The organism is Paenibacillus sp. J31R30, from assembly GCF_059692115.1.
Genome location: NZ_JCAUAV010000001.1, coordinates 100,963 through 116,499, shown reverse-complemented (window position 1 = coordinate 116,499; position 15,537 = coordinate 100,963). Strand labels below are relative to the sequence as shown.

The 15,537-nt window shown below is 47.3% G+C and carries 6 protein-coding genes; all 6 read right to left on the bottom strand.

Annotated features, from left to right (window positions below; translation table 11 throughout):
- Positions 1–5: 5 nt before the first annotated feature.
- Positions 6–3,809: a hypothetical protein gene (locus tag AC58QO_RS00380; protein WP_497262994.1), complete on the bottom strand. Its 3,804-nt coding sequence runs from the start codon at positions 3,807–3,809 to the stop codon at positions 6–8.
- 166 nt (positions 3,810–3,975) lie between these two features.
- Positions 3,976–9,165: a fibronectin type III domain-containing protein gene (locus AC58QO_RS00375; protein WP_497262992.1), complete on the bottom strand. Its 5,190-nt coding sequence runs from the start codon at positions 9,163–9,165 to the stop codon at positions 3,976–3,978.
- Positions 9,166–9,366: 201 nt separating this feature from the next.
- A complete protein-coding gene (locus tag AC58QO_RS00370; protein WP_497262990.1) occupies positions 9,367–10,989 on the bottom strand; it encodes a type 2 periplasmic-binding domain-containing protein in 1,623 nt (540 codons plus the stop codon).
- 33 nt (positions 10,990–11,022) lie between these two features.
- The gene (locus tag AC58QO_RS00365) at positions 11,023–13,314 is read right to left on the bottom strand and encodes a glycosyl hydrolase family 28-related protein (RefSeq protein WP_497262988.1); all 2,292 of its coding nucleotides are present in this window, start codon (positions 13,312–13,314) and stop codon (positions 11,023–11,025) included.
- A gap of 125 nt (positions 13,315–13,439) precedes the next feature.
- The gene (locus AC58QO_RS00360) at positions 13,440–14,471 is read right to left on the bottom strand and encodes a Gfo/Idh/MocA family protein (RefSeq protein WP_497262986.1); all 1,032 of its coding nucleotides are present in this window, start codon (positions 14,469–14,471) and stop codon (positions 13,440–13,442) included.
- Between the two features lie 21 nt (positions 14,472–14,492).
- Complete coding sequence (locus tag AC58QO_RS00355) at positions 14,493–15,524, bottom strand: glycoside hydrolase family 5 protein (RefSeq protein WP_497262984.1); 1,032 nt, start codon at positions 15,522–15,524, stop codon at positions 14,493–14,495.
- Positions 15,525–15,537 lie beyond the last annotated feature (13 nt).

The window sequence follows — 15,537 nt, the reverse complement described above, 5'->3', positions numbered from 1 at the left end:
GCCTTTTAGACGCCTTCCTCAGGGTATTTCAATTCTTGTTTCAACGCATTCCCCCAGTGGTCAAAACCGGTGAATCCATACTCATGACTAGGCGTATATCTACGGAAACCTTGCTCCGGTTGTGGGTCCCAATAGGCAAGCCCACCAACATCCGTATCACGTAGAAGCGATCTCGTGCTCTCCCCATTCCCGTTCCAGGCACTTACTGCATACTCGAATACGTCTTTCCCCAAGCCTTCCATTTCCGTATCAATCCATTCACCAGCTGGCCCTTCATACACGACGTTGAAAAGTTCCGTTCCCTTTACTCTTCGGTAAAGTGTATAACCCCCAACACCTAGCTGCCATCCCCAGATGACTCGGAAGGTATTCCCCCATCGCCATACCTTCAAGCCTTCCGGAGCAGCCGGGCGGTTCGCGGTTATATACACCGGATATTCATGACACCAGTTCCCCTGGCGATCAGCATTCACTGCTCGCACTCTTAGGTGAATTTTCGATTCATTTTCCAGATCAGTGAGCAAGCATTTAGTTCCCGCTTCTTGCGCGACAACTATCCAGTTTTTACCGCCATCCACACTCTGCTCGACTTGATAGGTAGTCGCTCCGAACGCAGGCAACCAGTTCACCTCCGCACATTGGGAGGAGACAACAACCGTTGTGATTTCCGTGTCTTGAGGGATCGGAGCGGTATTCACCCATTCCCAGGTATGACTGCCTTTAGGCAAATCAAAGGCAATTTCGTTCTTCTCGGACAATTCCACATCATGCACAGCCGAATTGACATACAGCCTATTTCTGCTCGCTTCAACATCGTCCTTCCATTCCACCTTAACTTGAACCCTTTGGGAACAGACCACTTTCCCCGTCAGATTTCCACCTTGAATCGTAAAAGAAAGACCATACCCCTTCACTTCCTGCTCATACGGCAATACGGTAACTTTTACGCCTAGCGCGCCGATGCTGGAGCCCTTAAACAAGGCCGCTTCGGCTTTGCTTTCACCGTATAAGCGAATGATGCCTGCGTATCCCGTAAAGCTGCACACCTCATCCGCGTACCGAATCAACCCACCGTCTCTGAAAATCCGATCTGTTCGCCCTTGCAGCTTAATCTCTACACCATAATCGGTTCTTTTCGTATACGTATTGTAATCACAATTCAATTGACGGTGGGTGACCACGGTCAGAAAGTCGCCAAACCCGTCAAAAACGATTCCCTTCGATCCCTGAGGTGTATCCGTTGGCTCTTGTGCACGATCGGCTGGTATGCCCGGATTAACGCGGACTCCCATAGCACCTGGTTTGAGTTGATCGATATGTGGAAATGGCTCTCCGTCTTTGACAAACCAAGCGAATCTACCTCTCACGCGCATATCACCAACCTGATCGTAGACCACCATATAGTCATTGCCGCTAAGCAGCACGCTTCTGGATTGATAGAACGGCTTCGCATATTCGCCTGCATTAGCTTGCACGAACTGCGCAAATCCAAAGTCGTACATCGGCTCGGTCAAATCATTTCTACCAATACTTCTATACTCGTGGCCTACAAGTACACCAAAATTACTGCTCGCTTGCACATCTCCCATATCATAATCGCCGACATCTTCCGCCCTGTTATAGCTGTAACGTTTGCCGGCCGCATAGTAGTAGAGGACGCCGCAGCCCCCTTGGCCTGCTCTGCCCCATCTGTAATTAGGGCCTTCATCAATTTGCTGAAGGTGTACGGAAACTTCACTTTCTTCTTCCACCGCCGCTCTTAAAATATAGCCATACCCCGTATACTTTGCAGATTTCAGTGGGGGTCTGGTTCCACTGTTCGGCTTCAGTCTACGGTCATAAAGCCATTTATACATGTTGGAGCCTGGAATTCGCTCTTCATGTGCAACAGCATCGGGCTTACAAATGTACATGAGATATTCAGCCAATAACGGTTCATATCGTTCCAGCCGCTCCGCGAGCAGCCGCACGGAATCGGTGGGAACCATCGGATCTAGATGCACGCCGCTATGTGCGCCCTGTGGCGGGTATGTCCGAGATCCATTGACCGGGGCGCTCAATGTGTTCAACATCCATTGCGTCCATTTGGTAATATTGGGATACATCAGCACATTATCCCCAAAGGTTCGATACACAAGTGCGCTCGTTTTCATCATGGGAACCAGTGCAGCCCAGTTATAGCAACCTAAATTTTCTGTCCATCTTCCTCCGTCGCTGCCCCACAAAGCCACATCAGGACGAATATGATATTTCATATTGCGTGCCATCGCGGTTTCGAACTGATCCACCCAGTTGAGGGCATGAGGATGGTTGGGAAACAAGGATGCCATTAGGGCAGGTACAGATCGGGCATCTGCGAGAAAATTGGGATGTCCCGATAATGTACATTCGATCGGCATAAAGCTTTCATCGCTATGGGCATAGGCCATAAAGGCGCTGCACGCCTTGAAATCATCAAACTGCTGTTGCGTCATCCTCGGAGCCGACATATCGAATACATAGACCCAACTAAAAAATTCTCTAGCCGACACAGGACCTGCTTGGTAAAGCTGGTTCATATTATGGGATAGATGATAAATAATCTCTTCCATAAAAGATGGGGTAAACGGCTGTTTCCTTACACCGTAATGCCACACCTCTACACCTGAAGCTGGCAAGCTTTCATCAGGAAAAAAGCGTGGAAATTGCTCCTTATCTTCCTCCCAGCGAAGAATCCAATTTTTCACTTTATTCAGATTCAGGAATTCATACCAATACCAGAGGTATTCTATATAGTTCTTTTGCTCGTATTGGGCATTTTTTTCACTGTTATACATGGCGAGAGCTGTTGTTCTAGAGCCGTTCATAAGCGGGTATTCCCATGACAGCGTGCCAACCAAGTCCGAAGACATGCTGTAACGGAAACGAATAGCTGTACCTTCAGATGACCCCCAAAGCGCATAATCTTGACTCTTCCATTGTTCGGACTGCTTCACGAAAAGACCGACGCTTATTCCATTTTGTACATCAGTAAATGACGCAACCGGTGTACCCCACCAGCTGTTATAACTCGCATAGGGCAGTAATTTAAATGGCAAATACCCCTCTTCATCCCTATACAGGTCGATCTTTTCATTCTCCCGATGCCGAGCATATCGGATTTGCGGTTGGAATGTATGCCAGTTGAGCACTAGCTTCGCTTGCGTTCCCTCCTCAAATCCGTTAAAATCCTCCTGCATTTCTAGGAATTCCATCTCATCAATGATTCTAAGCTTCAACTGATAGCTGCTCCCATCGATAAATCGAGCCCTGATGACGCAATCCGTGTAAACGCAACCTTTCGTCGGCAAGTCCAGCGAATAGGACTCCAATTGTTGGTCGGATTGTAAATAGGCAGTGCCTGCAATTTCTGCGTTAGCGCTCCGAATCATGAAGACAGGGTAATTGCCACTGTTGTCGCGTGTAGTATTTTTACGGATGGCTACAGAAAGCGTAGATGATTCTACAATTAAATTGTCGGGGTCATTTTCCTCAATCAATAGTCCCTTGTGTTCGGAATGCCCTAACGAATCGGCACCTGCAAGTCGATACGTACGCATAGTTCCAGTAGGTAGATCAGCCGTGAAATATAGTGATGCACGAGCTCCACCCTCTGGATGATCCTCCCTATCGGACAGCTGAAAGAGATGGTTATTCTCCTTCTCATCCTTCAACTGTAAGGAGTTGGCTCTCATGTCCACGTTGTTCAATTCAACGGGGTAAGACAAAAGCGTCTTAGGCCAGCGATATTTGTGATGGTTAAGTTCATCTTTAAGTATAATTTCATTCATCGGTTAGTCCCTCTCTCCACTAGTTGATTGCAGCTTTAGTCTAGTGACTTTAGATTTCCACTTCAATAATCACATTTTAAGTGCGACAACAGCGCAAAAAAACAACTGCCTCACGGGAATAAATACCCGGAAGCAGTTGCTTTATTTGTAGAGATGCCTGGCTTTCCTAGTGAGTAACGCGAACCGTCAGCACATCACTGGAGGTTATGCCAGCAGCATTGACCAGTTCGGCGCGATACTCGTACGTACCCACCGGCTTATTGCTCAAACTTGTTGCAGCCGTTTGGGCAGCTGGCGATCCACTTGTCAAAGATTGCGTATCAATTAGCACGCCATTCTCGTACAACTTGTAAGTGGTACCATTCGTGCCCCACCACATATTCATTGTAACTTTAAAGTTTCCGATGCCAGCCCAGTTATCCTGAGACAGTACGGGCTTTCCAGGTGTGGCATGATTCACTTGAACGACGTGTGTACTGCTTGTTGTTGTTCCGAAGCTGTTGATCAACTCCGCATAGTAACGATACGTACCATTCGGTTTCCCTGTTATGGCAGTCGACAAAGCTTGTGCATGCGGCGCATCATCCGTCAAGGTCACTTCTTTAATAAGCACGTCATTCTCATATAACCGGAAGAGGCTGCCGTTATTGCCATACCACATGTTCATCATGATTTGATAGGCACCATCCAGCAGACCTGTGTCATAACCGTTATCATCAGAGAGTACGGGGGTACCTGGCTTCCCTTGGCTTTTAGGCAATGGTAGTGTTTGTACGTTCAGATATAACGGCGTTGTACTTTCATAGCTTGCTGCATCAAGTGCTCTTAAAGTAAACGTGTACGATGTAGCTGGTGACAATCCCGACACCGTGAAGGCAGAGGCATCAGCGGCGGCTGTCCCCACCAAGCTGTTATTCGCATAGATGTGATACCCTGTCACGTGGATGATATCCAAGGCAGGTGTCCAATCTAAGCTGATTTCCGTGCTTGTGATCGAGGCAGCTGAGAATGAGCTTCCCGCTGGGAAGAATGGTCCTCGCTTATCTGCATACGGACCAGGCACAGTCACAATTCGCTCACCCGGACCATTCAAGTTATTGATCTCAACTTGAGGCGTCACATTCGACAGCACATTCCCCTTCAACACATGCCCGTAGTTAGCTTTCGTCATAACAATGCCACCATTGGCGATGTTCGCTAGACGATTGTTCTCAATAATCAGGTTCGTTGTATCGCCTACCTTATTATCGGACATCGTATCACTGCTGTAAAAAACAGCCGTTGTCACAATGCCGTTATACGGAGGTGCTTCTGTTTTAGGCGTTGGCACCCGCGTTGGGTCGCCAATGACCTGATTATCCCTGATATCAATGCCATACACACTGACGGCGTTGTATTTACCACTCGTGCCTTGTCTCGCTGAGTTTACCGAGATCGCGCCAATGTTGCTTCTCCTCGACACCCCGCTAATGAGATTGCCTTTTACAGTAACAAAATAAGCAGGAGTTAATCGGGCCGTACTTACAACTTGGGATGAATAGACATAGATGCCCTCTGAATCAATGCTACGGTTGTCTGCGGCTACGCCGTCGATTGCGTTACCATAGAACCATATCCCTTTGGCAGCATTCATTGCCGTATTTCTGTGAAATGTCACGTTGTCATTTAACGAAATCAGCGTAAACTTGCTTGTGCTATCAGGGATAATATCCCAAGGCTTGTCGAGTTGCAGTCTATTGCCCTGACGGCTGACAACTTTCCTTGCCTGTCCAAGTCCTTGCCCATCTGTAATGGTCATGTAGAGGCCTGACCAATTAATTACATAATCCGTCAGCGGTATAATAGGAGCAATCGTGATGCCTGTAGGAGTTGCGCCTAGTACAGCGCCTTCATTAAAATAACCGCCTGGCATTTCCACACAGAACGCTTCGCCGTCATTAAAAGTAGCGGCATCAGGTCCCGTACCTTCTACAACATTGTTAGCCATATGCACATTACTGCGGGCAAAAATTCCGTGTGTTTCATCCTGTGACTCTGGATGTGCGATGACATGGTTATTTTCGATAAACGCATAGCTAGCCGTCGTGACATTGTAACCATTGCTGTACTCCAAATCGTTGTTTCGCATACTGAGGTAGTAATTAACATAAGCTCTGTTCAGCTCAGCGGCCCACCCTCTGAAGTCATTGTCCTGGAACAGGAATCTTTCCTTCGCCAGTACGAGCACACCTAGACCTCTTCCGCTATTCCCCTTGGTCGTCAGGTCATAATCCAGCTTCACATGAGCGACAAACAGCTGCGTTGAAGTCCGTTTCGACATGTCATTATTATAGCCGCTGCCCCAATCGTGACCCAGCCAAATGAACGCATCTGGTCGATAATTGTTATTACTTAATTGAATGCCCAGCTTAGCTATTCCATGGTGTCCGATACTTTTCCCATCACCGGAGGACTGAATAAAGTTAGCGCCATTCGTCCCATTATAGAAGAGTACGGTATCGTCCTCGCCTTCACCCAAAATGACGATTTCGGCAGGGACGTCGATTCTCGAAGCATAATACGTGCCTTTGGGAAGCAGCACCACGCCTCCGCCACTGCTTTTCGCAGCTGTTATCGCACTTGCTATGCCAGCTGTGTCGTCTTGTGTATCATCTGGCGTCGCGCCATAATCTGTCGCCTTGAAGATCGCGTTCCACTTAAAGTTATTGGCCCATGCTACACCCAGTCCAAGTGGATCGGCACCCGCAGGGACAATTGTAAGCTTCTGTCCATTGTTCAATCCAGACCAGTGTGCCCCAGCATCGTTGGATATTTCTACGGCATACTCACCAAAGGCAATGTCAGGTACTTTAAATTTAGCAGAGTACGACGTCAATTCTTGTAACTCAGCTGTGAATGCATTCCCCTGCGTATTCACTAACCGAACAGCGGAAGCAGAGGCAGCACCAAATTCCGCAGCATCTAGATTTCTACCTGACATCTCAATCGTAAGACCCGCATAAGCTTCGTACTCGGAAATAAACAACGGTCTTGCTGCATTTAAAAGAGAAGATCGGCTCCAGCCATATGCATTTTTCACCCAAAGATCGTATAAACCGGCAACCGCCGTGTCAGGCAATCTAGTGACAAGGAAATTTCCATTGGTTGGATCGCTCTGTTCGATGGCGAGGCTAATCGCATCAGCCGGCGGCTCCGTAGATGGTTGACCCGTTGACAATTTGGCCTTCACTTCAACTTGACCCATATCAGCGCTGATCATGGCATTACCATTGATCGAAACTAGCGTACCTGGTTGCGCAGCATCCGATACTCGAATTACGACTGGCGGCTTGGTCCAGGATTCTCGATTCACTTTTAAAGGAATAGCGCTCTGAGCCTCATTGATTTGATTAACATCGTCGCGCAGCGCAGTACCTTTAATCGTATACTCGCCAGCAAACTCTGGTATGTATGCGAGTTGCAACTCCCCATTCGCGTTCGTTGTTGCAGAACCCACAGCTTTATCGATATAGGTGCCAACATAAGGCCCCCCTAGCTCGAAGGTAACAACACGGTTTGCAAGCGGAAGGTTCTGACTGTCATGTAGACGAGCGAGAATTTGAATGGTTTCCCCAGGTTTGCTCGTTTCCAACTGCGTACCTGTATAGGTCAGAATCGCTTCTTGATAGGAAGGTGTCGTCAATGGCATTACAGCTGTTGGCGGTGAGTACTTAAAGTTAACCATATTTCGAAGCTTATATTGATAAACCGTTCCTGCCTGCAAATTGCTATCGGTATACGTTGTTGAAGATCCGCTTACAACGGCAACCTCTGTAAATGCACTTTCCGCAGCAGATTTTCTCAAAATACTTATTTGGCTGGCTGAATTTGCATTACTCCAGTCCAGTTTGGCTGACATCGGTGTAACATAGGCAACAGAAGGATTGGAAATCGTATTTGCTGCAAAGGAATCGAAGAAAAATCCTTCCGCATACGCACCGCTGCCCGCAATTTGGGTCGCTCTGAGTGTGAAGCTTCCATTCACTTTGAAGGTTATATAAACACCTTTGTTAATACGAGTTACTGTTTTGGACTCGATGACATTTCCTTTTAGATCAAGGATCTCAAACATTTCGGTTGTTGCCTCTGTCGTCGCAAAGTCCGTGCTATACAAGGTGAACAGGTGATCATTCGTGTCTGTTAGTGTAAAGGTATAGCTGAAATTCGTTCCACTATACACGGTAAACTTCTTTCTTGGCTGCCCGCTGGTTGGGTTTTGCAAACTCCGAATATCTGTCGATGGGTTCTCTGAGACATAATAACTGCTTCTTACTGAGGTATATCCGGAAACGTACCCCGGTAGGCTCGATATGTCTGCTGCCAAAGGTGTATCCCGGCCACTGCTTAATTGTGTTGTATAGAAGGGTAGCAGGTAACCATCGCCGCCATATACACCTTTCCAATTCCCTTGTGTCGTTCGGTTTTCACCTAAGTATTCAGCTATCGTACTTTGTGTCGGTGTCGGTGTTGGGGTAGGCGTTGGTGTAACGGTTGGTGTTGGGGTAACAGTTGGCGTTGGTGTTGGTGTGACTGTTGGTGTTGGTGTAGGGGTTGTAGATGTTAGTTGTTCCGCCGATATTTGAATGTTATCCCAGTCAACGACCATTGGATTCGCATTCGTTCCAGAGAAATTCACAAGTCTCAAGTCGAAATTAGTGAAAGACCCCGCAATAAATTCATCGGTCTTCCCGTTCGCATCATCATTAGAAGCGCTAGCATTTCCGAAAATTTGAACAGGAACTGTCGCTGAATAGTGCGTAAATTTATTATCGCCTATAACCGTTGAAGAGCCGTTTTCCATGTAAACATTGCCTAAAAGTACATATGTCGAGTTCGCCAAACCTGTAATGGCATTCGTTCCATAAAAGCGCAAGAATAGGCCGGGCGACCTTGCATCATTTCTGGCAACAATGTCGTAATCCACATTAATTTTGATGTTCCACAATCCTGGGGTTAACGTATTAAGGGCATTTTTAGCGCTCGTTGCTTGTGATGAAGCTGGGGTTACGTTGACAGGAGCAAGGCTTTGACCAGGGACAGCTGCTAATCTTGCATAGGTTCCCGAAGCATTTGCACCAAGTGTGTTGCTTTTGCCCATTTCCTCGTAGACCTGACTGGACACGGTTAGCTTGGATGCGTCTGGATTGGATAAAACAACGGATGGTGAATTGGCTCCTTCAAAATCAAGATTCAAAATCGTCTTGTTGGTATCGCTTCCACTAGCCTTTACTGAGTTGCGTAGAACGGAACCGTTGCCTATGAGTAGACTTCCTATGATGATTAGGCTCAATGCAAAAACCATACATTTTTTCAACATTGTGATCCTCCTGTAAGAATTATTTGTCATCTAAAACAGGAATCTGTTAATTCTCATCAATCATCTCCCCCCCATGACGTTTGGTTCTCCGCTATTATATAAATGCAGGCAATTCCATTTCCATTGTCATTTATTAATGACATCTTTTCGCCGAAAAAAAGGAGAGGCGATCAATCCGCCTCTCCTTCTTCCAAGCAAAGCCTATTTCTTCATGCTGGCATATAGTTGGTTTGCTTCCATCTCCAGCTGTGCACCGCCATTATCGTTCCATTGTTTTACGAAATCGTCGAAGGCAGAGACTGGCATATCACCTCGTACGATGGCCGCGAAAGTATCCGTCTTCAGCTTGGTCAAATCGCCCCAAAACTTGCCAGAGGACGGCAAGCTGTCGGATTTGCCAAACAGGTCGCTTACAGGTTTGTTATACAGTTGGAAACGACCCAATAGATCCTTATTGTAATATTTGCTGATAATATCGGTATTTGCTTGAGCGCCCCATGCGGTAGTCCCGTTCGACCCGTCCGGTATGCCATCGGCCTGGAGTTTGGTCACGTCGTCATATGGCGCGATCCTCACAAGCCCGCCGCTCTCGCCTGCCGCCTCATCCGTATACTTCCAGTGCTTGTTTTTCTCTCCCCAAGCCAGAGCCAGCCATACCTTTTCATTGTTTTGAATTTCATCGATCATTTCCAGCGCTTTCTGCAGCTTCTCGGGCTCATTCTCCAGCTGTTTCCCGAAGGCCCATATATTGCCCGCTGTGCCCCAAGCCCAACCGCCGGATTTGCTTGCAGGTCCTGTAGGAGGAGGTCCAAATTCCGCAGTGCCGCCAGCATTTGCAGCATTCAGTGCACTGATGATAGAGTTCGGATTCTTCTCATCCAGCGAGCCTACATTGGCGGTATCGTTGAAGGCATACTTTCCTTGTGTAAATTTTGGCACCAGATCCTGGCCTGTGACAAAATCTGGATCAATATACCCTGCATTGTACCACTCTGCAAGCTTGGTGAGCGCTTGCTTCGTCTCAGGCTGCGTGGCAGCATTTACTACTTTGCCATCCTTGGTCATCCATTGCGTCGGCATGACACCATAGGCGCCAAAGATCGTATGGAATTGGTTATAGAACGAATTGCCGTTGGTGCTCATACCATATACACCAATTTTCTTGAGGGCAGCAAAGGCATTAGTAAACTCGTCGATCGTCTGCGGAATTTTATCGATACCGGCTTTCTTCAGCAGGTCCGTCCGCCACATTTGTTTGGTATTGAATTGACCTGAGAAATAAAACGTCGCAAGACCATAATTTTTCCCAGCTATGTTGCTGTAATACCAACCTTGAGGTGCTTGTTTATCCATATTGGCTTTGGTCCGGGGTGCATACTTCTCAATGGTTGCGATCGGCACTTCCGCCAGTAAGCCCTGGGAAACGTATTTGTTCAACTCTGCCGGATCCAGGACAAACATAACATCAGGAATATTTACGGAAGATAACTGCAATTGAAGCTTCTGGGTATAGTCATTGAAGGCTGTCGTATAAACCTTCTTCAATTTGATATTAAAATGATTCTCCAAATACTGCGATGCATAATTCGATGCGGTTGAAACTCCGGGATAGTTGACCCAATCCAATGTAATCGGGGCCTTAGCCGCCGGGCTTGAATTTACTTTGGTATTGGCGCTCCCCGCCGGGCCTGAATTCGGACTTGTGTCTGGCGTAGTATTGCCATTGCCGCAGCTCATCAGCATCATACTCGCGATCCATAGCAGCAAGCCACCTTTTAGCCACCCTTGCATCCAATTCCCTTTAATTTCTCTTTCGTTCTGCATCTTACTGCCTCCTACCACCGGACCTAGAACGTTTTAATACCCGCTAATATCGTTATTTGGAACCGTCACACTGGTAAATGTATTGCCGACCTTGATCAACCCGTTGCTGTTCAAATCCTTTGTAATGCCATTATTCAATGTATTCAGAGAATTTTTCTGTATATTGACTGCCTCGGAAATCGTCCGCAATTGGCTCCAGCCCGTATTACGGTAAGCATAGATCCCATTGATATCTGGTGCCTCCGAAAAACCTCCCACAGCAGGTGCAGGCAGCACGCCGGTGATCTGATTGCCTTTAATATCCGTGCCGTAAGCGAGGTTGCCGAAGATATATGGAGCCATGTTGTCTTCGGGAGAGAGACGCAGTCCGACACCAGCGACTTTGGATAAAGGTGAATATCCAGTTACAATATTGCGTTCCAGTCGGTTGAAATAGCTGATGTTGAACCGTGTCGTGTTCGGATTGTATACGGTGTTGGCCAATACTCCCTCGCTGTCGATAGAAGTATTCTCCGCAATGACGCCGCCAATATTATCGCCGTAAAACCAGAAGCCCTTGCCATTGTTGGTCGAAGTATTTTTATAATAAACACTTTGGCGCAAAGGGAGAAAAACGATAAATTTGCTGGTAGAATCGGGTGCTACCTTCCAATTGTCTTTAACAGTGATTGTACTTGCTGTTTGATTTAATGCCGTAACTTCATTTAACTGGCCCATCCCTTTGCCGTCAACAATCAGCATTGACCATTTATCCCATCTGTGATTCGTAACATCCCAATCCAAAGCCGATAAACCGGTTCCCGTAATCACTTTGCCCGATATCGATGAGACCGAACCGTACATCTTGGTTCCTCCGCCCGCCGATTCCCCCATGATCGCTTCACCGTCATTGTTGTTGATTCTGCCGAGATTCCGAATGTCGTTGTTAGTTAAGTAAGCTTGAGATCGCACGGTGAAACCATGGTTATCACCGCGATTATATTCGGGATGGCCGATAATCGTATTGTTCTGAGCAATACTGTAGTTAGCTAGGAGATGCACAGCCCCACCGGTGTATTCGAACACATTATTCGAAATATCGAGAAATTGCGTGACATAAGAGCTAGACATGGCAGCAGCCGTCGTCTTGAATGTACTCCCTTGGATCGCCACATTTTTGAAAGCCACAATGTTCAAACCAATGCCCCGCTGACCCACTGTCTGATCACGGTTAATTGTGAAATCCACAGTGACATCCTTCACGAAAATATTGATAGCCGTGCGAGCGTCGGAATGCGTTACGTTGGAATCGAAATCATGCCCCAATTTCAAGGCCATATCAGGGTAATTGGTGCCTGCCACATGGATGGTTAACCGCGCTACACCGACTTTGCCTAACGTAGTTCCATCATTCTTCGTATTGATTACGGAGACACCGCCGGTTGCGTCGTATTTGATAATAGTTCCTGTCTGGCTTTGTCCCTGAATGCTAACACCGGAAGGGAGTGAAAGAGTATCAGTAATGCGGTAGGTACCGTTCGGCAAATATAGTACACCGGCGCCCCAAGTGCTCTCAATCGTATCAATACCGGCTTGCAGGGCAGCCGTATCGTCGGTGGTCCCATTGCCTGTTGCACCATAGGACAGAGCGCTGTGCTGGCTCCAGACCAAATCAGTGGCCCAGAAGACGCCCAATCCCAGCGGATCAAAGCCTGCAGAGCGGGTCGAGTACGTTTGGTTGCCACTGAAGGTATACCAGGTGGAGCCCCCATCGGTACTGACTTGCACGGTATATCCCTGATTTGGGCAGGTTGGCACCGTGAAATCAACGGCATACGGGTTAACGGACGTCACGGTTGCATTGTACGTATTAGCACCATTAACCATCCGTACCATCGTATTGGTCGTACCCCCATATTCAGCAAAAGCCAAATTTCTGCCAACCAGTTTGGAAGTCTGCCCTGTCCATGGATTATTATTGTAAATCCAGTCAATGAACGGGGCGTTAACTTTAAAAGAACTGCTCCAGCCCAAATTGTTGCTCGCTTCCATGGTATAGATGCCCGGCGATTGCGATGAAGGTACCGTACAGGTCACATAGTGACCACCCGGATCGATATAAGAAATCGGACAATACGTGCTGGTTCCTGTAAATCTGACCTGTGTGACACCGCTTTCAAAATATTCTCCGTAAACCGTCAATAACTCCCCTGGCTTAACAGCCTCCGATACACGATAGACAACAGGCGCAACAGTTGGTGCGGCAAAAACCTGAAACGGCAGAAAAAAGCTTGATAAAAGCACCAGCAATACGGCATTGATCCATACTTTGCTTAACTTCATCATACAACTCCCTCTCATTTGGTTTGCAACGAGGCTTCGTCACCGGAGCCTTATCCCGTTGTAGAATGAGTATACCTTCGGATGCCATTCCACTTCTATTATCATTTTTTAAAGGGGGGATGTGCCAGTCAAGACGGGATATGGACAACTTGTTTCTTGGCAGCTGACTCGTAACAGGCATACATGACATGGATCGTTTTTAAATATTCTGCACCTGACGATTCATAAGTTAAAGGCTTACGCAATCCGTCAATAAAATGCTGCTGTGTGGCAATGGTGCTGCCGCCTTTCCATCCGTTCTGTGGAATTTCGTAGCTGTACGCTTGCTCCGTGCCTCCACGCGGTGTGTAGAAGATTGCACCGTTTTCATTCAATCTCAACTTTCCCTCCGTTCCTTCGACCGTCATATACCCATAAGTTGGACTGCGTACCTGTTCCATATAGGTAACACGATTAGCATCATAAATACCGATAACACCGTTTACAAAATTAAGGTGTATGACAGCTAAATCCTCTCCCGAGATGACTGAATTAATCGTCTTGGTGCGGCAATAAACACTTTCTATTTCACCAAACAGGTAGCGGTATGTGTCGATAAAGTGGATACCCGTCTCGAATAGCAAAAACTTCTCCATATGCTTAAAATACGGTTGAATCTGATAAGGATTATTCCCCCACCCATCGCCAGGCCGCATGGCAAAATAAGCAGTGAATACCTCGCCCAGCATCCCCGAGTTGATCATTCGTTTGATTTCCCGGTACCATGCCTGCCAACGCCAATTTTCGTTGATCATTAACGTGACGTTTTTATTCCGGCAGTAGGCGACAAGCTCCTCACTTTCTTCCAACGTAGGTGCCAAAGGCTTCTGGCACAGAACCGGCAACCCGAGATCTGCCGATAAACGGGTGTAAGCCAAATGCGATGCAGGCGGTGTGCAGATATCGATAAAATCCGGCTGTACCGCCGCAATGGCTTGATCCCACTGATCATACGACTGCAGCCCGTATTTATCCGCTAATTGCTTTGCATTGTCCAACGTCAGACTGAGGATAGCACGAATCTCGGCTCCTTCCACGGCTTGCCAGGCTTCCAATTGAATTTCAGCAAAATGGCCAGCGCCAATCATGATGCCAATCAAAGGTTTCGCACTTGCAGTCATAGGACGATGGCTCCCTCCTTGTTATACACCTGTAATTTCCTTGAGCTTGCTGAAAAATTGCTGTTTGCGTTCCGTATTGATCCCCCACTGTACCGGCGGGCATTGAAAGCCATCGCTGTAATTGTTTTCTCCCGGATCAAAGTAGCCCCATGATACGCCCCGCTTAATCGAAATCAGCATGTGATTGGTTGGTTTATCGAAATCGAAATGATCATCTTCGTTATTGAGAATCGGCTGACCCCGATACGCTTCGCGATCTTGGATAATATCGATTTGCTGTGAAGCCCACAACTCATTGCTGGTATTGCCGTGGATGAGTATAAAATCGGATACGGCGATCACGTTATTCGTAGGTATTGCCGATCCGCAGAAACTTGTACCAATCAACAATGGCAGGTCAGGATTGACTGCTCGGCCCACGATGCGGGCTAACTCAATTAACTCATGCATTCTACCGTTCAAGATGACGTCATAGGAATAGACGATATTGCATTCATTCGCAATCTCGATTAAAACATTCGTGTAGCCTTGCCGTACTACCCACGCCGTTGCATTTGCTACAGCTTGCTTGACTGCGCGTTCGCCACTAAAACGGATATCCTGGCCAAAATATAAGAATCCGAGAATGACGACCATCCCCAACTCATCTGCCCGATCCATGATAGCCTCAAGCCGGCGCATATAAGCCGGGTCCAGCTCCCCGTTGGAACTGTAGGCAGAATTATGCCATGGCTGAAGCCTGGAATATCCCTCTGGACTTCCTCCCTGGAGGTTCAAAGTAATGGCCAGCAAGCCGTGTTCCTTCCATATCGGCATTTGTGCGATAAATTCCCTCGTATTCCTATCCGCATCCCATACCCCTGTATCCGGGTAAGCCCATCTTTGGAAAGTTTCTGGATTCTTATCGTCATAAATCCCTTGCACCATCCTGCTGTTCATTAATAAACCTTCAATTCGCAGTCCGTCCCAATACCGGCCATGATAAGTCCATTCCCCATTAATCCGAAAGCGCCCGCTATCAATCGAAATTTGAGTGTATCGTGTTTTTCTCATTTTGTTATCTCCT

Bases quoted from the DNA above. Each gene is read 5' to 3' on its own strand.
- AC58QO_RS00380 (WP_497262994.1), bottom strand. From the start codon at position 3,809: ATGAATGAAATTATACTTAAAGATGAACTTAACCATCACAAATATCGC.
- AC58QO_RS00360 (WP_497262986.1), bottom strand. From the start codon at position 14,471: ATGACTGCAAGTGCGAAACCTTTGATTGGCATCATGATTGGCGCTGGC.
- AC58QO_RS00365 (WP_497262988.1), bottom strand. From the start codon at position 13,314: ATGATGAAGTTAAGCAAAGTATGGATCAATGCCGTATTGCTGGTGCTT.
- AC58QO_RS00375 (WP_497262992.1), bottom strand. From the start codon at position 9,165: ATGTTGAAAAAATGTATGGTTTTTGCATTGAGCCTAATCATCATAGGA.
- AC58QO_RS00370 (WP_497262990.1), bottom strand. From the start codon at position 10,989: ATGCAGAACGAAAGAGAAATTAAAGGGAATTGGATGCAAGGGTGGCTA.
- AC58QO_RS00355 (WP_497262984.1), bottom strand. From the start codon at position 15,524: ATGAGAAAAACACGATACACTCAAATTTCGATTGATAGCGGGCGCTTT.